A 17,907-nucleotide genomic window follows, 5' to 3' on the forward strand; every position below is an offset into this window, starting at 1 on the left:
CTCTACCCTGAACACGGATTGGCCGCGCCGTCATCAAAGCGCAACGCAAATCAGACACACGGCCCTCGCATCGCAGCAGCAGGGGCTTTCCGGCATGAGCGACGAGGACAACAGCAAGCGGGTCCGCAGCATCTTCATCTCGGATCTGCATCTGGGCACCCGCGGGGCGCAGGCCGATCTCGTGCTGGAGTTCCTGCGCGCCTATGATGCGCCGCAGATCTATCTCGTCGGCGACATCATCGACGGCTGGCGCCTGAAGAGCGGCTGGTACTTCCCGCAGGCGCATAACGACGTGATCCAGAAGCTTCTGCGCAAGGTGCGCAAGGGCTCGAAGCTGATCTACGTCACCGGAAACCACGACGATTTCCTGCGCGACTTTACCGGCCTGCAGTTCGGCGGCATCACGCTGGTCGACGAGATCGTCCACGAGACCGCCGACGGCAAGCGCATGCTCGTCATCCATGGCGACCTGTTCGACCTCGTCGTGCGCAATGCCAAATGGCTCGCGCTGCTCGGCGACTGGGCCTACACGGTCGCACTCGCACTCAACATGGCGATCAACCGGGTGCGCCGCGTGCTCAGGCTGCCGCACTGGTCGCTCTCGGCCTGGGCCAAGGCCAAGGTCAAGAACGCGGTGAACTATATCGGCGAGTTCGAGACCTGCCTCGCCGCCGAGGCGCGCCGCCACAAGGCCGATGGCGTGATCTGCGGCCATATCCACCATGCCGCGCATCGCGAGATCGAGGGGCTGACCTATATCAATACCGGCGACTGGGTCGAAAGCTGTACCGCCTTCGTCGAGCACGAGGACGGCCGGTTCGAGCTGATCCGCTGGCCGCAGGGCCGGGCGAAGACGACGCCGGCCGTGCCGGTTGCGGTGTCGGCGCGACCGGCTTCGGTCCGGGACCTGATCGAGGCCGCGTGATGCGTGTGCTCGTCGCGACCGACGCCTGGCGCCCGCAGGTCAACGGCGTCGTGCGCTCGCTGGAGCAGATGATCGCGGCGGCTCCGGGATTTGGGATCACGGCACAGGCGCTGACGCCGGAGGGCTTCCATCAGGTCGGCCTGCCGAGCTACCCCGATATCCGCCTCGCCCTGGCGACGCGCCGGGCGCTGGCTGCGCGCATCGCCGATTTCGCGCCGGATCATATCCATATCGCGACCGAGGGGCCGATCGGCTGGCTGACGCGGGCCGTCTGCCTCGCCCAGAAACGGCCGTTCACGACGAGCTATCACAAGCGCTTCCCGCAATATATCGCGGCGCGCTGGCCGATACCCGAGAGCTGGAGCTACCGGCTGCTGCGCCGTTTCCACGGACCTGCCGCCGCCGTGATGGTCTCGACCGCGACGGTGGAGGAGGAACTGCGCCAGCACGGCTTCGAGAAGCTGGTGCGCTGGGGGCGCGGCGTCGATGTCGGCCTGTTCCACCCGCGCCCGCAGAGCCTGCTCGACCTGCCGCGGCCGATCTTCCTCTATGTCGGGCGTGTCGCGGTCGAGAAGAATGTCGAGGCCTTCCTGTCGCTCAAGCTGCCGGGCAGCAAGGTGGTGGTCGGCGACGGGCCGGCGCGGGGCGATCTCGAACGCGCTTTTCCCGAAGCGTGCTTCCTCGGCCTGAAGGAGGGCGAGGAGCTGGCGGGTATCTATGCCTCCTCCGACGTCTTCGTCTTTCCGAGCCTGACCGACACGTTCGGCATCGTTCTGCTGGAGGCGGCGGCGAGCGGGCTGCCGGTCGCCGCCTTTCCGGTGCAGGGGCCGCGCGATGTCTTTGCCGGCAGCGGCGCGGCGGTGCTGGACGAGGATCTGCGCAGTGCTGCGATGAAGGCGCTCAGGGTGCCGCGCGAAGCCTGCCTGGATCTGGCCGCGCGCCATAGCTGGGCCGCAAGCGCCGCGCAGTTCTATGGCCATATCCGGCGCGTGGCGCGCGAGGCCGGCTATCTGCCGCGCGAGCCGGAGGCCGCGACCACTACGGCGCTCACAGCCTTCGCGAGCGGGCGTGGCGGGGAAGGGCGCGGGCAGCCGCGGCACCTGACGGCTTGAGCTGGGCGCGGAAGCCGTCGCGCCGCTCATGCACGGAGGCGATGACGAGGCCCATCGGCACGCCGAGCCCGACCAGAGCCGCTTCCGACAATTGCAGGCTGGCCTCGATCGTCTCCGGCACCGCGTCGTTCACGCCGATCTCGTAGAGATGGCGGGCATGGGTGGCGTCGCGGGCGCGGGCGACGATCACGATGTCGGGCTTCAGCGAGCGCGCGGCGAGGACGATGGCGTCGACGGCGCGAGGATTGTCGATCGTCACGATCAGGGCGGTCGCTTCCTCCAGGCCGCAGAGGCGCAGGAATTCGGGCTTGGTCGCGTCGCCGTAATAGGCGGGGCGCCCGGCACGCCGCTGCGCGGTGATCAGCGAGGCATCCGCGTCGATGACAATATGGGACTTGCCGTGCTCGTCCAGCATCGAGCCGACGAGGCGTCCGACGCGGCCGCCGCCGACCACGATAGCGCGGGGCGTGTGATCGTCCGGTGGCAAGATGGCGGCTTCGTCGGGCAATATGACGGGTGCGGCCAGCTTCTGCGCGAGATTGCGGGCGATGCGGGCCAGCAGCGGCAGTGCGACCATGGTGAGCGAGACAGCGGCCAGCACGATGCTGGTCGCGCCGGGGTCGATCAACTCGGCGCCGGTCGCGGCATTGAGCAGCACGAAGGCGAACTCGCCGCCCGGTGCGACCAGTATCGCCGTTTCGAGCGCCGTCGCCGTGGCGAGCCGGAAGCGGCGCGCGAGCACGAAGATGATGGTGCCCTTGACCAGGACGAGGCCGATGGCGCCGCCAAGGATCGCGAAGGGATGAGCCGCGATATCGGCCGGGTTCACGCCCATGCCGACGGTGAGGAAGAAGACGCCGATCAGCAGCGACTTGAACGGGTCGATCGTGACCTCGATCGCGCGGCGGAATTCGGTCTCGGCCAGCAGCAGCCCGGCGATGAAGGCCCCCAACCCCATCGACAGACCAGCGGCTGCGGCAATGAGGCCGGTGCCGAGTGCGACCAGCAGCGTCGCCGCCATGAAGCTCTCGGTCGAATCGGTCGAGGCGACCAGACGGAAGAGCGGGCGTAGCGCCAATCGGCCGATGACGACGATCGTCGCGATTGCCGCAAAGGCCTGGATGAAGGCCTGCGCGAGACCGGCGAGCAGCGAGCCCGAGCCGTTCTGGGCATCGAGCACGTTGATCAGGAACAGCAACGGGATGACGGCGAGGTCCTGGCAGAGCAGGATCGCGAAGCTGGAGCGGCCGGCCGAGGTCGTCATCCGCTTCTTCGCCGCCAGCAGTTCGACGACCATCGCGGTCGAGGACAACGCAAGGCCGAAACCGATGATGAGGGCCGCCGCCGCCGGTTGGCCGAGCGCATAGGCGGCAAGCCCGATCACGGCGGCGCAGAGCCCGACCTGGCCGAGGCCGAGCCCGAAGACGAGGCGCTTCATCGTCATCAGGCGCTCGAAGGAGAGTTCCAGCCCGATGACGAAGAGCAGGAAGGCGACGCCGAGCTCGGCCGGGCCGGCGAGTGCCTCGGCATTAGAGACAGTGATCGTGCTCAGCAGCGGAACCGTCGAGACCAGGCCACCGAGGCCGAACGGGCCGAGCAGGGCGCCACAGGCGATGAAGGCGATGATCGAGTTGACCTTCAGGCTCTTTGCCAGCGGCACGACCACGCCGGCCGTCGCGAGCACGACGACGGCGTCCTTGTAGACGGAAGGGTCGACTGTTCCGGCCAAAGGGCTGACCTTGCGATTCGAGGGATTGCGGGATGCGCCGGCAATTCTTGCGGTTTGCGGCGGCGCAGCACAACCTTGGAATCGCTGTCGCGGAAAGAAATTCGCCTTGCGGCGCGAGCCTTTAGGCAGGGGTGCTTAGGTGCCGCTGGCGAAAAAAGCCGTTTCCGCGCCCGCAAAGGATGGGTTAGCGTCCCGCCGCTATCTCAAAAGGACCACCCATGCGCTTTGCCGGCACCGAAAACTACGTCGCGACCGAAGATCTCACCGTCGCCGTCAATGCCGCGATCCGGCTGGAGCGCCCACTGCTGGTGAAGGGCGAGCCCGGCACCGGCAAGACGGTTCTGGCCGAGGAGATCGCCGCGGCGCTCGGCGCGCCGCTGATCACCTGGCACATCAAGTCGACGACCAAGGCGCAGCAGGGCCTCTACGAATACGATGCGGTGAGCCGCCTGCGCGACAGCCAGCTCGGCGATCCCCGCGTCTCCGAGATCGGAAACTACATCAAGCGCGGCAAGCTCTGGGAGGCTTTCGCCGCGCCCGTCCGCCCGGTGCTGCTGATCGACGAGATCGACAAGGCCGATATCGAGTTCCCCAACGACCTGCTGCTCGAGCTCGACCGCATGGAATTCCATGTCTACGAGACGGCTGAGACGATCAAGGCGGCGCAGCGGCCGGTGATGATCATCACCTCCAACAACGAGAAGGAGCTGCCGGACGCGTTCCTGCGCCGCTGCTTTTTCCACTATATCCGCTTCCCCGATGCCGAGACGATGCAGGCGATCGTCGAGGTGCATTTCCCCGGCATCAAGAAGCGCCTGATGGAGGAGGCGCTGCGCCTGTTCTTCGAGGTGCGCGAGGTGCCCGGCATCAAGAAAAAGCCCTCGACCTCGGAACTGCTCGACTGGCTGAAGCTGCTCGTCGCCGAGGATATCGGGCCGGAAGTGCTGCGCGAGCGCGACCCGCGCAAGCTGATTCCGCCGCTGCACGGGGCGCTGCTGAAGAACGAGCAGGACGTTTCGCTGTTCGAGAAGCTCGCCTTCATGGCGCGGCGCGAGAGCCGGTGAGGCCGATGCCCGGCTCGCAAGCCGGGATCGCTGTGGCGAGATCGACCTTGGGGTCGATCGCGCGCACCGCCTCGGTCAGGTCGAAGTCGCGCATGAGCAGGACATAGTCCTGTGTCTCCGAAGTCTTGAGATAGCCGGTCATGGTGACCGGCTTGGCGGAGAGTTCGCCGAGCCGGCAGGCCTTGTCCGCGCCGAGCGAGAGGCTGCCGCGATTGCCGCTCTGCTGCGGCCCGGCAAACATTTCCTCGCGGAAGGCTCCCAGCCGCGCCACGTCCGCCGAGCTCAGTTTGAACAGCGTGAAGTGCCGCCCCGGGGCGATCAGCACCGGCAACGAGGCGAGTTCCGTCGCGTCGCGCACCTCCTCCAGTACCACCTTGCGCTCATGACGGCCGCCATCCTTCGGCAGGGCTGCGATCGTCATTGTGACGCCGCCAGGCAGCGGACGGATATCGGCCGGAAGGCTGATTCCGGCCCGCAACTGCGAGAGGTCAGTGGTCTTGATGTCGATCTTCGCCAGTTTCGGCAGCGAGGTCAGCGGAACATGCCCGCAGCCGGCGAGCAGGCTGGCGAGGAGGAGGCAGACAGGTGAGGCGATACGCATGGCGGCTCTTCAGATGTGATTGCCTTTGACATTTATAAATTCATCTCTTAGTTTAATTTTGTCAACCGAGGGAATAATCATGCCGATGTCGTTTCAGCCTCCGGCCACGTTTTCGGAGGAGGCCGCTGCGCGGCTGCGCAACGTCAGCCGATACGCGCGCGCCTTCTGCTATGCGGCGGGATCGCTCATGTTCTTCGGGCTGGTCTGGTTGTGGACCGACGCTCAGGCGCTCGCTCATTACGCTCGCAGTGCGATAGGGCTCGGAGACGCCGTGCTGGCCCCTTCGGTCCGGGGCTATTGGATGGCGTTCGGCCTCGCCTGGATCCCGGCCGGACTTTTCATTCTGGCGATGCTGCAACTGGGGCGCCTGTTCCGGGCGTTCGGCGAGGGCAGGGTCCTGGTCGAGGAGAACGCCGCCGGGCTGCTGCGCGTCGGCTGGCTTCTGGCCTGCTTCGGTGCGACGACGCCGATCGTCCGCACCTTGCAGAGCATCGCTCTGACCTTCGACAATCCCCCGGGACAGCGGCATCTTGCGATCACGCTCGATCCCGGGATCTTTGCCGCGCTGGCCGCCGCCGCCGCGCTCATCGCCTTCGGCCATGTGTTGCGGGAGGCGATCCGGCTGGCGGACGAGAATCAGAGTTTCGTGTAAGCCGGCATCATGCCCGTCGTCGTCGAACTCGATGTCATGCTCGCGCGCCGCAAGATGCGTTCGAAGGAACTCGCCCAGCGGATCGACCTGACCGAACAGCAGGTCTCGCAGCTGAAGTCGGGAAAGGTGCGCGGCATGCGCTTCGACACGCTGTCGCGCATCTGCGACGTGCTTCAGTGCCAGCCGGGCGATCTGCTGCGCTACGAGCCGGGGCCTGAAGCCGAAGGGGACTGATTGCCGACAGTTCGGCCGGCTGCAATGCGCCAGGATGGTTTGCGTCAGCCGAGGCCAAGCAGTGGGCGGGCCTTCAGCGCGGCGATCAGCGCTGTCGCGGTCACGCAGGCATAGACGAGTGCGAAGGCATCGACGCTGCGCAGCGCTATGGTGCGCCCGAGCAGCGAGGCGAGCAGCGCGAAGGCCGGAACGATCTGCATCGCATGGAGTGCCAGGAAATGGGCTAGGCGCAGGTCGCCCGCGGTCAATGACCAGCCGAAGAAGGGGATGACTGCTGCGCCCGGCATCGGCGTGCCGACCGTGTGCCCGCTGGCCGAACTGATGATGGCACCGGAGAGGAGGCCGAGGCCGCAGGTCAGGGCGAGGCCGAGGACGAGCGAGCGGCGCAGCGCCGGGGGCATCGGCGCAGCATCGCGGCGGGCGAGGCCATAGGCCAGCACGCCGCTCGCGGCTGTGAAGAGCACGGCGGCGACGCCCATCGCGGCATAGAGGATGATCGCCGCCACGCCGTCCTGGTTGTAATGCGAGGCTTCGCCGCGTGAGGCGCGCCAGGCGATGTAGACGAGCTCGAAGAAGAGCAGCCCGATCACCGGCCAGACCGTGAAGCGGCCGAGCCGAGAGCGCTGGAAGGCCTCGCTAGTCAACGGCAGCAGCACCGCGAAGGACAGGAGATAGACCGCGATCGAGATCTCGAACTTCAGCGGCTTGAGCCAGACATTGTCGCCGTTGAACAAGCGCGGATCGACGGCATGGGCGAGCAGCGTCGGGATCACGAGCAGAAGCATTGCGATTCCGGCCGCCGTCAGCCGCGGCTCCCATTCCAGTGCCCGGAACGGTCCCGGCAGCCGCGCCAGGAAGCGCGGGATACGGTCCTCCGACGCGATGGTGCGGCTGATGGCGATCAGGCGATAGAGCAGGTAGCCGGCCGGGCCGAACAGGAAAGTGAGAGCGAGAACCGGGATCATCGCCCAATGCGGTAGGCCTTCGCGCTGGGACTGGCCAAGCAGCCATGCGCCGATTAGCAGGTCGAAGGCGAGAAAATGGACCCAGCCTGCCAGCAGCAGTGGCCGTGAGGCGAAGAGCGATGCGACAGCGTCGAGCGAGGAGAAGCCGCCGGCCGCGTCATGCCAGAACACGGCGATCAGGACGAAATAGCCGAGCGAGAGAAGCGTGGGGATGACGAGGCCGGCGATGGCTCGGCCGAGGCGCCAGTGCGGCAGACAGATCAGGAGAAGCCAGCCCGCGATCGCGAGCTGGCCGGCCATCGAAAACGCAGCGTCCGACGTCAAAGGCGGCATGATATCCTCAAATCTTGACAGTGTTCAGTTGCGAGTTGGTTCTGGCGCGCTATCTTGACGCCGTCAAGATAATTTTGACGCTGTTAAGATTGAGGAGGCCGCGATGGCCGATGCTCCGGCGCCGGCCGTGCGCGGGCACTATCACCACGGCTCCTTGCGGGAGGCGATGATCGCCGCGGCCGAGGAGGTGCTGGCGGAGCGCGGGCTCGGCGGCTTCACTCTGCGCGAATGCGCCCGTCGGGCAGGGGTCTCGCCCGCGGCACCGGCACACCATTTCGGCAACCTGACCGGGCTGCTCACCGCGATCGCGACGCTGGGCTTCATCGATCTGGGGACGGCGATGGAAGCGGCCGTCGCGACGGCGCAGGAGCAGGGGCGCAGTAGGCTCGCCGCGATCGCGTGCGCCTATGTCGAGACGGCGCTGGCCAATCCCGGCCGCTTCCGCGTGGTCTTCGGACAGCGTGGCATCGATCGGGAGGATGTCGGCTGCCAGATGGCCTCGGGCCGCGCCTTCGGCATCCTGCTGCGAGAGGTCCGATCGGCCGCTGGCCGGCCGCCATTGCCTGCCATGGACCAGAAGCCGCCGGCGAATGTGCTCGCTCCCGATCTGCCGGAGGTGTTGCTGGCCTGGTCGGCTGTCCACGGTTTCTCGACCCTGCTGATCGACGGGGCGCTGGATTTCCTCAACGAGGGGAGCGATCGTGAGGCGTTCGTCGACAAGCATGCGGCCCGGCTGTTTGCGTTGCTGGCCTCGGTGCTTCACGTGACGCAGGGGCTCGCAAAAGCCGACGCCCGCGATTAGGTTCTCTCCATGCGACGCCTCATGCTACTGCGCCACGCCAAGTCCCACTGGCCCACCGGTGTGGCCGACCGCGACCGACCGCTCGCGGCACGGGGGCGTGAAGCCGCTCCCGTGATGGGGCGCTATCTCGCCGACGAATTGCTGCTGCCCGATCTCGTGCTGGTTTCGCCTGCGAAGCGCACGGTCGAGACCTGGGAGATGGTGGCGCCGATGCTACCGGAACGGCCGCCCGTCCAGTTCGAGCCGCGGATCTACGAAGCCAAGACCGAGCGCCTTCTCGATGTCGTGCAGGAGGTCGAGGGCGATGTCCGCACGCTCCTGTTGATCGGTCACAACCCCGGCTTCGAGGAACTGGCGCATCTGCTCACCGGGCATGGTGACCGCTATGCGTCGGCACGAATGAGCCAGAAATATCCGACCTGCGGGCTGGCCGTGATCGATTTCGCCACCGAGCACTGGTACGCGGTCGCAGCGCGGGAGGGACGGCTCGACCGCTTCGTCACCCCGGGCTCGCTCGGCGAAGGCCCGGACGAATGAGAGAGCCTTCGGCACGTCGACCGAGGCCTGGGCACGTCCTGCGCGCTTCCGCTTTATGAGCGACACCTCCTATCTCGACAGTGCCCGCAACGCGGCTCTCGCCTTCGGCGACAGCCTGCTCGGGCTTGCGCGGCCGCGCCTGCGGATCGGCGTCACCGGGCTGTCGCGCTCGGGCAAGACGGTCTTCACCACCGCCTTGATCCAGAACCTGATCGAAGGCGCGAAGCTGCCGGTACTGAAAGCTGCCTCCGAGGGCCGGATCGCCCGCGTGCGACTGGTGCCGCAGCCCGACCCGGACGTGCCGCGCTTTCCCTACGAGGCGCATCGCGCCGCGATGAACGGCGAGGGGCGGCGCTGGCCGGAATCGACGCGTCGCATTTCCGAGCTCAGGGTCGAGATCGACTACGAGCGGGCGGCCGGCTGGTTCAAGGGGCCGGCGACGCTGACGCTCGACATCGTCGACTATCCCGGCGAATGGCTGCTTGATCTCGCCCTGATCGGGCAGGACTACAAGGACTGGTCGGCGCAGGCCATCGCCGATGCCCGCAAGGCGCATCGGCGCAAGGCCGCCGCCGAGTGGCTGGCGGACCTTCCGGGGCGGGACCCGGACGGCGCGCCGGACGAGCTCATGGCGGAGGCGGCGAGCGACCTGTTCAAAGGCTATCTCGCCCGGTTGCGCGCTGACCCCGAAGCGGTCGCGGTGACACCGCCCGGGCGCTTCCTGATGCCCGGCGATCTCGAGGGCTCGCCGGCTCTCACCTTCGCCCCGCTCGATCTCGGCCATGACGGGCAAGTGCGGCCGGGCACGTTGGCGGCGCTGATGGCGGAGCGCTTCGAGGCCTATAAGCGCGTCGTGGTCGCGCCATTCTTCCGCGATCACTTCGCAAGGCTCGACCGGCAGATCGTACTGGTCGACGTGCTGGCGGCTCTCGATGCCGGGGCGCCGGCCCTGGCCGATCTCGAAACCGCGCTGGGGCAGGCGCTCGCGGCCTTCTCGGTCGGGCGCAATTCCTGGCTCACGAGCCTGTTCGCGCCGCGGATCGAGCGCGTGCTCTTCGCCGCGACCAAGGCCGACCATATCCACCATTCGAGCCATGACCGGCTGGCGGCGGTGATGTCGCATCTGGTCGGGCGGGCGCTGTCGCGGGCGCAAGGGGCGGGCGCGCAGGTCGAGGCGATGGCGCTGGCCGCGGTCCGGGCGACGCATGAAGTGAGGATCAAGGAAGGCCGCGAGGAATTGCCGGCCATCGCAGGTGTGCCGGAGGCGGGCGAGACGATCGACGGGCAGGTCTTCGACGGCATTGCGGAAGCGGCTATCTTCCCGGGCGAATTGCCCGAGCGGCCCGAGGCGATCTTCGATCCCAAGGCGCATTGGCAGGTCAGGGCGCCGCGCTTCCGGCCGCCGCTGGTCGGGCCGGATGCGGGCGGGCGCCTGAAGCCGCCGCCGCAGATCCGCCTCGACCGTGCGCTGGAATTCCTGATCGGCGACAAGCTGGCATGAACGGGGTTTCGCGATGAGCAAGGCACCGCGCGCGATCCGTCTCGACAACCCGAAGCCGGGTGAACCGGCCGGCGAGGTCCCGATCCGGCAGGGCGATCTCGCGATCCTGCCCGAGAGCGAACCGATCGATGCCATGGTTCCCGTCGTGCCGGTGAAGCCCAAACGGCGCTTCTCCTGGGGTTCGCTGTTCGTGGCGGGGCTGTCTGGCTTCCTGGCGCTGGCGGCCGGCGTCTGGGTCGAGAACACCATCCGCGCGCTGATGAGCCAGAACCCGGCGCTGGGCTATGCCGCGCTGGCCTGCGCGGCGATCGCGACGCTGGCGCTGCTGGTCATGCTGGCGCGGGTGCTGCGTGACATCCTGCGCGAGCGCAAGGTCGAGGCGCTGCGCGAGCGTGCCGTCGCGGCGCTGGTTGGCGGCACGCCCGACGAGGGCCGCGCGATCGCCGGCGAACTCGTCACGCTCTACAAGGGGCGGGCGCAGACCGCGCAGGGCCGCGCCGCGCTGCAGGAGGCGCTGCCGCAGCTCTTCGCGGCGCGCGACATGCTGACGGTGGCGGAGCGCAGCCTGCTGGCGCCGCTCGATGCGCTGGCGACCGCCCAGATCGCGCAGGCGGCGCGGCGCGTCTCGCTGGTCACGGCGGTGAGCCCGCGGGCGCTGGTCGATGTCATTTTCGTACTGGTCGCCTGCGCGCGGCTCCTGCGCTCGATCGCCGGCATCTATGCCGGGCGGCCCGGCACGCTCGGCCTGCTCAGGCTGGCGCGGCAGGTGATGAACCACCTCGTCCTGACCGGGGGCATGGCAGCGGGCGATGCCGTGATCCAGCAGGTGCTCGGGCAGGGGCTCGCCGCCCGGCTCTCGGCCAAGCTCGGCGAGGGCGTGATCAACGGAATGCTGACCGCCAGGATCGGGCTCGCCGCGCTCGCGGTCTGTCGGCCCCTGCCTTTCGTCGAAGCGGCCGCGCCGACATTGTCGGATGTCGCGGGCGATCTCGGCGGGTGGCGGGGCGGCAAGGACGAAGAAGCCTGAACCCGGCAGAATCTGCCGGCAAGGGCGAATTTGCCCGGCCCGGACTGCCGCTAAACCTTTCGTAAACGATCCAACTCCTTGAAATCGCATGAAGCCTCGCATGGCACGCGCCGTGCAGAACCTTGCCTCGAGTTGTGGGCTGCCCTTGGGGGGCTGCCGGTCGAGGTGAGGGTTCCATGGGTGTTTTCAGTGCGCTGACGACGGCGGTTTCGGGAATGACGGCGCAGTCCTATGCGCTCGAGAACATCTCCGGAAACATCGCCAATTCCCGGACGGCGGGCTACAAGCGGGTCGACACCGCCTTTGCCGATCTCGTGCCGGATGCGGCGCTGCGGCGCCAGGTCGCCGGCTCGGTCCAGGCCTTCAGCCAGGCGACGAACTCGATCCAGGGCGATCTCAACCCGACCCGCATCGACACCAATATCGCGATCAACGGCGATGGCTTCTTCGTGGTCGACCAGCGCCAGAGCGGCGTCGGTGCCAACACGCAGTTCTCGAACAGCAATCTCTTCACGCGGCGCGGCGATTTCGATTTCGACGCGAACGGCTATCTCGTCAACGGCGCCGGCTACTACCTCAAGGGTCTGAAAATCGACCAGGTGACCGGCCAGCTGATCGGCACGCAGCCGGACGTGCTGCGCATCACCAAGGAGCAGTTCCCGGCCAAGGCGACGACCTCGATCGAGTACCGCGCCAATATCCCGGCCGTGCCGGCGACGACCCAGAAGACGCAGGGCGGCACCGAATTCCTCAATGCCGCCTCGGTCACCGCGGCGGGCACGGCGCCCAACCCCTATGCTGGCAACGCCGCCGTCATGGGCAACAATATCAGCAGTTTCCTGGCGACCTCGATCCCCGGCGGGTCGGTCACCGTCTATGACACGCTCGGCAAGGCCACCAGCGTCGAGATGCGCTGGGCCAAGATCGACAACGGCAACCCGGCCGCGGTGCCGCCGACGACGGGCACCTGGGGCCTGTTCGTGGCCCAGGACACCAGCGCGACGGGCGCCGGCCAGGTCGCCTATGTTCAGGCCAGCCAGCCGGTCACCTTCGGCACGACCGGCCAGATGGTGACCCCGGCGACCGGGGACATCACCCTGCCGACCATGACGATCAACGGCACCACCATCACCGGCATCAACCTGACGACCGGCGGCAATGGCGTGACCCAGAACGGCGATGTCAGCGGCCAGATCGACGCGCGCAGCATCCGCCAGGATGGCTACACCGCCGGCACGCTCGACCGCGTCTCGGTCTCGGCCGAAGGCCAGGTGATCGGCACCTTCAGCAACGGCCAGGTCGTGGCGCTCGCGCAGGTCTCGGTCGCCCGCTTCAACGCCGACAACTCGCTGAAGCGGCTCGATGGCGGCGCCTTCGAGGAGACGATCGAATCCGGCCCGCCGATCATCGGTCTCGGCACCTCGCAGATGGTCGGCGGCAGCGTCGAGCAGTCGAACACCGACATCGCCGACGAATTCTCCAAGATGATCGTCACCCAGCAGGCCTATTCGGCCAACACCAAGGTCATCACCACCGCCCAGGAGATGCTGAGCGCGGTGTTCAACATCATCCGCTGACCGGCGCATCTGCCTAAGCGGCGGCCCAGAAGGGCCGCCTCTCGCAACAGGAGTTGACGATGGGCATCAGCACTTCCCTCAACACGGCGATCAACGGGCTCAATGCCACGCAGGTCGGCATCGGCATCGTCTCGCAGAACGTCGCCAATGCGGGAACGACGGGCTATGTCCGGCGGACGGTCTCGACGGCCGACAGCCTGTCCGGCCGCACGGTCGGTGTGCAGAGCACGCAGGTCCAGCGGCTGCTCGACAAGATCGTCCAGCACCAGCTCTGGCAGGAAGCGTCGGGTGCCGCCTATACCTCGACACGCGCGAGCGCGCTCTCGAACCTCGACAAGCTCTACGGCGCGCCCGGCAGTGCCACGGCGCTCGACACGGTCTTCAACAAGTTCACGAACGCGTTGCAGGCGCTCCAGAACGACCCGTCATCCTACAGCCTGCGCTCGCAGGTGGTCGACAATGCGACGCAGCTCGCGCGCCAGCTCAACACGCTCTCCAACGGTGTGCAGGCGCTGCGCAGCCAGGCCGAGAACGGCATCGCGACCGGTGTCGCCAAGGTCAACGACCTGCTCGGCGCGCTCTCCAAGGTCAACGCGCGCATCGTGGGCAGCCCGAACGACAGCGCGACCGCTGCCCTGAAAGACCAGCGCGACCTGATCCTGTCCGAGCTGTCGCAGTATGTCGACATCAAGACGACGGAGGACGCACGCGGGTCGGTGAGCATCGTCACCAGCTCGGGGACACAGCTCTTCGACGGGCAGGCCGCCGTTACCTTCAGCTTCGACGAGCATCCCGGGTTGGGGCCGGAGGACCAGTGGAACATCGACCCGACGCAGCGGGGCGTCGGCACGATCAAGATCAGGGATGCGTCCGGAAACGTCTCCGACGCCATCGCCAACCGAATCTTCCGTTCCGGCGAGATCGCGGCCAATATCGAGCTGCGCGACAAGACGCTGGTCCAGGCTCAGGCGCAGCTCGACGAGATCGCCGCCCAGATGGCGAAGGCGCTCTCGGAGAACTCGCTCTCCAGCACGGCGTTTCCGCCATCCCCGGCGGCGCCGACCGGTCTCGATCTGGATCTCGGCTTCGATCCCACCAGGCAGCGCCTGAACACGCTGACCTTCGATTACACCCCGACGCCGCCCGGCCCGACGAGACACTTCTCGTTCGTCAACGCGCCGGCGGGAACGACCTTGCCGGCCAGCACCGATCCGAACACAACGGTGATCGCGATCGACTTCTCGGCCGGTCCGGCTTCGGTCGCCGCCCAGATCCAGAACGCGCTCGATACCAATGGCGCGACCGGCTTCACGGTCGCCAACCCCGCCGGCTCGACGCTGCGGATCACCGAGCCGGGCGGCCGTGTTGCCGGGCTTGGTGCCAAGACCAGCGTGCTCACAGCCGATGCCGCGACGCCGGGGATGCCGCTCTTCGTCGATGCGGACAACAAGCCTTTCGTCGCCTCCTATGACGAGGCCACGCGCAAGACCGGCCTGGCGGCGCGTATCGCGGTCAACGCCGATGTCATCAAGGACCGGTCGCTCCTGGTCGGCCCGGCGGGCACGGCGGCCGGCGATACGACGCGACCCAAGGCATTGCTCAACAGCCTGACGAGCAGCGTTCGCAGCTTCGACAACTCCTCCTCGCCGGACGGGTCGACGGCGCAGTTCTCCGGAACGCTCACCAATTTTGTCCAGCGCGTGGTGTCCTCGCAGGGACAGGCGGTCGAGGCCGCCAAGCGCCTCAACGAGGGCCAGCAGGTCGCGCTCGCCTCGATCCAGAGTCGCTTCCAGGAAACGTCGCAGGTCAATGTCGATCAGGAAATGTCGATGCTGATCGAGCTCCAGACCGCCTATGCCGCCAATGCCCGCATCATCTCCACGGTGAAGGAGATGATGGACGTGCTGATGAGAGTGTGAGGCCACGATGACCATCACCAGCTACGGCACCGGCGCCTACCGCGCGGCCAAGCCCAACGAATACGTTTCGACGCGGGCGCAGTTCGACGACCTCCAGCGCCAGCTCTCCACCAAGCAGCGCAGCACCAGCTATGGCGATCTCGGCATCGACCGGCGCGTCAGCCTCGACCTGAACGGCAAGATTTCGCAGATCGATTCCTGGCTGAGCGGCATCGAGCTGAGCAATGTCAATCTGAAGCTCTCTTCGCAGAGCGTCGAGAATTTCGCGAAGCTCGCCACCGAGTCGCGCAACGACATGCGCTCCAACAGCTATGTGCCGGCGGCCGGCGGCCGCACCGCGCCGCAGGTGCTGGCCGAGGAGAAGTTCAAGCAGACGCTCGATCTGCTGAATACCGCGGTCAACGGCCGCTATCTGTTTTCCGGCAAGACTTCCGACACGCAGCCGACCGCGAGCTTCGACGAGATCATGAACGGCGATGGGGCCGGCAAGGTCGGGCTCAGGCAGCTGATCGAAGAGCGCAGGCAAGCCGATGTCGGTTCCGGCCTCGGGCGGTTGACGACGACCATGCCGACCACGACGAGCGTTACGGTCACCGACGAAGCCTCCGCCTATGGTTTCAAGCTGGCCGGAGCCACGTCGAGCGGCGCGGCGATCGCCGTGACATACGGCAATGGCGCGCCTTCGAACGTCGCGGCCGACGTGACGGCGCAGCCCCAGCCGGGCGACAAGGTCAGCCTCAAGCTCACCTTGCCCGATGGCACGCAGGAAGACATCGTTCTCACCGCCCGGGCCGCCGGAACCAGCGGTTCGGCGGCCGAGACCTTCCAGATCGGGGCGACGACGGCCGATACCGCCAACGCGTTGAAGGCATCGATCGAGGCTGCTCTCGATCGGGAGGCGAAGATGACGTTGCCCGCGGCATCCGCCCAGGTGGCAGCCTCGGACTTCTTCGCCGGCAGCCCGAACAACCCGCCGAAGCGGGTACCGGGCCCGAATTTCGCCACGACGCTCGCGCCGCCGAGCAATGCGGGCACCGCCGCGACGACGGTGACCTGGTATCGCGGCGACGACGGCAGCGACCCCGCCCGCAGTACCGCGACAGTCCAGGTCGACCAGGGACAGGTCGTCGGCACGGGCGCGCGGGCCAACGAGCAGGCCTTCCGCGTCGGACTAGCGCAGTTCGCGGTCATGTCGATCATGAATTTCCCGGCCAGCGACCCCAATTCGCAGGCGGGCTACGACGCGATGGCGTCACGGGTTGGCGATCAGCTCGGCTTCGGCGGGGCGACTCAGAAGCCGGCGGAGATCATCACGGAGCTGGGCTCGGCCCAGACGGCGCTCGCCGCCGCCAAGGAACGCCACCAGAGCACCAAGAACTACCTGGACACGACGCTCTCCGGTATCGAGACCGTCACGACCGAGGAGGTCGCGACGCAGATCCTGTCGCTGCAGACGCAATTGCAGGCGAGCTACCAGGTCACCTCTATGCTTTCGAAGCTGTCCCTGACCAATTTCCTCTGAACGCCGCCGGAAGGGACGTTCAACCCACACGAAAACGCCGCCCGGAAGGGCGGCGTTTTCGTGTGTCTGGTGTTGTGGCGTCGGCGGGCGGCTTAGCGCCCGCGCAGGCCAGCCGCGATATCGCGATTGATGCTGACCAGAATGCCCAGGGATTGCGGTTTCGGGTCGGCCGAGATCTTGAAGGTCTGGTTGAAGATGAAATTGGCGAGGCTGAGGATATTGGTCTTGATGCCGACCGGGAGGGGATTGTCCTCGGCGATCACGGCGGAGACCAGCAGGGTCCACAGCCGGCGGTTATAGGTCAGCGCCTCGTCCAGCTCGCGCTCGCGCAGGTTCCAGTCGTCGGCGACGGCCTGGAGCCGGGTGGCGGCCTTGATCAGGAGGGAGGCCTCGAGCTCGCGAGGCGAAACGACGGATTGGGCAGTCTTGGCCGCAGCGGCGTAGGCGTTAAACCCGTTTTGCATGCTCGATCAGTTCCGCTTCGTAGGCGATCAGCTTTTTGGCCGCCTTCAATGCCTTGTAGAGATCCCCGCTTAAGATGCGGTTATTGATCTCGTGAACATGCGGCAGAGAACTTGGCGCGGCTGCGAGGAAGTCGCGCACGAGCTCGAAGAAGGTCTCGTGCTGGTTCGTAGGATCCTGCGTCAGGTACATGAGCTGGACAGCAAGGTAGATTTTCTTTGCAGGTGTATCGGCGGATGCCGCGGTGAGAATGTCCTTCTCGCGCAGGATCGGCGCCTCGCCTTCGATGAAGAAGCGCGTGCGCTGCTCGTCGTTGCGGATCACCACCTGACCGATGATGATGCGCTCGCGCGGTTTGAGCTCGACCTTGAGAGCCATGTCCGTCTACGCCTTCCGGTTCGAGGGGAGGGCAGGCGCCCTCCCGCGGATCAGCCGAACAGCCGCAGCACGCTCTGATCGGCCTGGGAGGCCAGCGAGAGCGCGGTCTGCGAGAGCTGCTGGCGCGTGTTGAGCGAGAGCAGCTTGGCGCCTTCCTCGTTCGAGTCGGCCAAGACCAGATTGTCCGCGCCGATGGTCAGCGTGTTCGCCATCTCCTTCGTGAAGTCCTGGCGGGTCTGCGCGACCGAGAGCTGCGAGCCGAAGGTCGAGGCCAGCGACTTCAGCGAGGTCATGGCGCCGGTCAGCGACTCCGTGGCCTTTTCCAGGTCGAGGTCGTTCTGGAAGTTGAACGTGCCAGTGATGCCCTGGGCGTTGACCGCCTGCGAGATGCCGAGATTCTCGGCCGTCAGGTTGGTGCCCTGGATGTCGAGCTTGGTCCGGTTCACACCGGTCTTCTCGTTGAAGGCGATGGAGAGCTGGTCGCCGGCGAGCAGGTTGAGACCGTTGAAGCTCGAATCCTTGGCGAGTTCGTCGATCTGCGTGCGCAGGTCGTTGAACTGCTGGATG

18 protein-coding genes are annotated in these 17,907 nt (G+C 67.0%); 12 read left to right on the plus strand and 6 right to left on the minus strand.

Translation table 11 applies throughout. From position 1 onward, the window contains the following. Positions 1–94: 94 nt before the first annotated feature. Positions 95–925: a UDP-2,3-diacylglucosamine diphosphatase gene (locus ACODTJ_RS05725; RefSeq protein ID WP_454656296.1), complete on the plus strand. Its 831-nt coding sequence runs from the start codon at positions 95–97 to the stop codon at positions 923–925. After that, the gene (locus ACODTJ_RS05730) at positions 925–2,037 is read left to right on the plus strand and encodes a glycosyltransferase family 4 protein (protein WP_488847834.1); all 1,113 of its coding nucleotides are present in this window, start codon (positions 925–927) and stop codon (positions 2,035–2,037) included. The genes ACODTJ_RS05725 and ACODTJ_RS05730 overlap by 1 nt, the downstream gene beginning before the upstream one ends. On the opposite strand, the gene ACODTJ_RS05735 is transcribed toward ACODTJ_RS05730, so the two are convergent. Further along, entirely contained in the window at positions 1,973–3,766 is a 1,794-nt protein-coding gene (locus ACODTJ_RS05735) for a cation:proton antiporter domain-containing protein (protein WP_454656298.1), read from the minus strand. The two genes, ACODTJ_RS05730 and ACODTJ_RS05735, sit on opposite strands and share 65 nt — an antisense overlap. A gap of 218 nt (positions 3,767–3,984) precedes the next feature. Between ACODTJ_RS05735 and ACODTJ_RS05740 the strand changes: the two genes are divergently transcribed. Further along, the gene (locus ACODTJ_RS05740) at positions 3,985–4,830 is read left to right on the plus strand and encodes an AAA family ATPase (protein WP_454656299.1); all 846 of its coding nucleotides are present in this window, start codon (positions 3,985–3,987) and stop codon (positions 4,828–4,830) included. Here the strand turns inward: ACODTJ_RS05740 and ACODTJ_RS05745 are convergent. Beyond that, positions 4,805–5,431 (minus strand): hypothetical protein, encoded by a 627-nt coding sequence (locus ACODTJ_RS05745; RefSeq protein ID WP_454656300.1) that lies wholly within the window; start codon positions 5,429–5,431, stop codon positions 4,805–4,807. The two genes, ACODTJ_RS05740 and ACODTJ_RS05745, sit on opposite strands and share 26 nt — an antisense overlap. A 79-nt stretch (positions 5,432–5,510) precedes the next feature. On the opposite strand from ACODTJ_RS05745, the gene ACODTJ_RS05750 reads away from it, so the two are divergent. Further along, entirely contained in the window at positions 5,511–6,083 is a 573-nt protein-coding gene (locus ACODTJ_RS05750; protein WP_488847836.1) for a DUF2975 domain-containing protein, read from the plus strand. Between the two features lie 9 nt (positions 6,084–6,092). After that, the gene (locus tag ACODTJ_RS05755) at positions 6,093–6,317 is read left to right on the plus strand and encodes a helix-turn-helix domain-containing protein (RefSeq protein WP_454656302.1); all 225 of its coding nucleotides are present in this window, start codon (positions 6,093–6,095) and stop codon (positions 6,315–6,317) included. 44 nt (positions 6,318–6,361) lie between these two features. On the opposite strand, the gene ACODTJ_RS05760 is transcribed toward ACODTJ_RS05755, so the two are convergent. Then, positions 6,362–7,615 carry an ABA4-like family protein gene (locus ACODTJ_RS05760; protein ID WP_454656303.1) on the minus strand — a complete coding sequence of 418 codons (1,254 nt, stop codon included), beginning with the start codon at positions 7,613–7,615 and terminating at the stop codon, positions 6,362–6,364. Between the two features lie 103 nt (positions 7,616–7,718). Between ACODTJ_RS05760 and ACODTJ_RS05765 the strand changes: the two genes are divergently transcribed. The 7 genes from ACODTJ_RS05765 to ACODTJ_RS05795 all read left to right on the plus strand — a co-directional run bounded on the left by ACODTJ_RS05765 (position 7,719) and on the right by ACODTJ_RS05795 (position 16,500). Beyond that, positions 7,719–8,417, plus strand: coding sequence for a TetR/AcrR family transcriptional regulator (locus tag ACODTJ_RS05765; RefSeq protein ID WP_454656304.1), 699 nt, complete (start codon positions 7,719–7,721; stop codon positions 8,415–8,417). Positions 8,418–8,426: 9 nt separating this feature from the next. Beyond that, entirely contained in the window at positions 8,427–8,954 is a 528-nt protein-coding gene (locus ACODTJ_RS05770; protein ID WP_454656305.1) for a SixA phosphatase family protein, read from the plus strand. Between the two features lie 55 nt (positions 8,955–9,009). Continuing rightward, entirely contained in the window at positions 9,010–10,455 is a 1,446-nt protein-coding gene (locus tag ACODTJ_RS05775; RefSeq protein ID WP_454656306.1) for a YcjX family GTP-binding protein, read from the plus strand. Positions 10,456–10,468: 13 nt separating this feature from the next. Further along, a complete protein-coding gene (locus tag ACODTJ_RS05780) occupies positions 10,469–11,482 on the plus strand; it encodes a YcjF family protein (protein ID WP_454656307.1) in 1,014 nt (337 codons plus the stop codon). Between the two features lie 176 nt (positions 11,483–11,658). After that, positions 11,659–13,059 (plus strand): flagellar hook protein FlgE, encoded by a 1,401-nt coding sequence (locus tag ACODTJ_RS05785; protein ID WP_454656308.1) that lies wholly within the window; start codon positions 11,659–11,661, stop codon positions 13,057–13,059. A gap of 59 nt (positions 13,060–13,118) precedes the next feature. Beyond that, positions 13,119–14,978, plus strand: a complete 1,860-nt coding sequence (gene flgK / locus ACODTJ_RS05790) for a flagellar hook-associated protein FlgK (RefSeq protein WP_454656309.1) — start codon at positions 13,119–13,121, stop codon at positions 14,976–14,978. A gap of 7 nt (positions 14,979–14,985) precedes the next feature. Next, positions 14,986–16,500, plus strand: coding sequence for a flagellin (locus ACODTJ_RS05795; RefSeq protein ID WP_454656310.1), 1,515 nt, complete (start codon positions 14,986–14,988; stop codon positions 16,498–16,500). 92 nt (positions 16,501–16,592) lie between these two features. On the opposite strand, the gene flaF is transcribed toward ACODTJ_RS05795, so the two are convergent. The 3 genes from flaF to ACODTJ_RS05810 all read right to left on the minus strand — a co-directional run. Further along, positions 16,593–16,964: a flagellar biosynthesis regulator FlaF gene (flaF, locus tag ACODTJ_RS05800; RefSeq protein ID WP_454656311.1), complete on the minus strand. Its 372-nt coding sequence runs from the start codon at positions 16,962–16,964 to the stop codon at positions 16,593–16,595. Beyond that, entirely contained in the window at positions 16,948–17,340 is a 393-nt protein-coding gene (gene flbT, locus ACODTJ_RS05805) for a flagellar biosynthesis repressor FlbT (protein WP_454656312.1), read from the minus strand. Before flbT ends, flaF begins: the two co-directional genes overlap by 17 nt. 50 nt (positions 17,341–17,390) lie before the next feature. Beyond that, a partial coding sequence (locus ACODTJ_RS05810) for a flagellin (protein WP_488847840.1) occupies positions 17,391–17,907 on the minus strand: 517 nt, incomplete at its 5' end.

The organism is Allobosea sp. FG18, assembly GCF_057809495.1.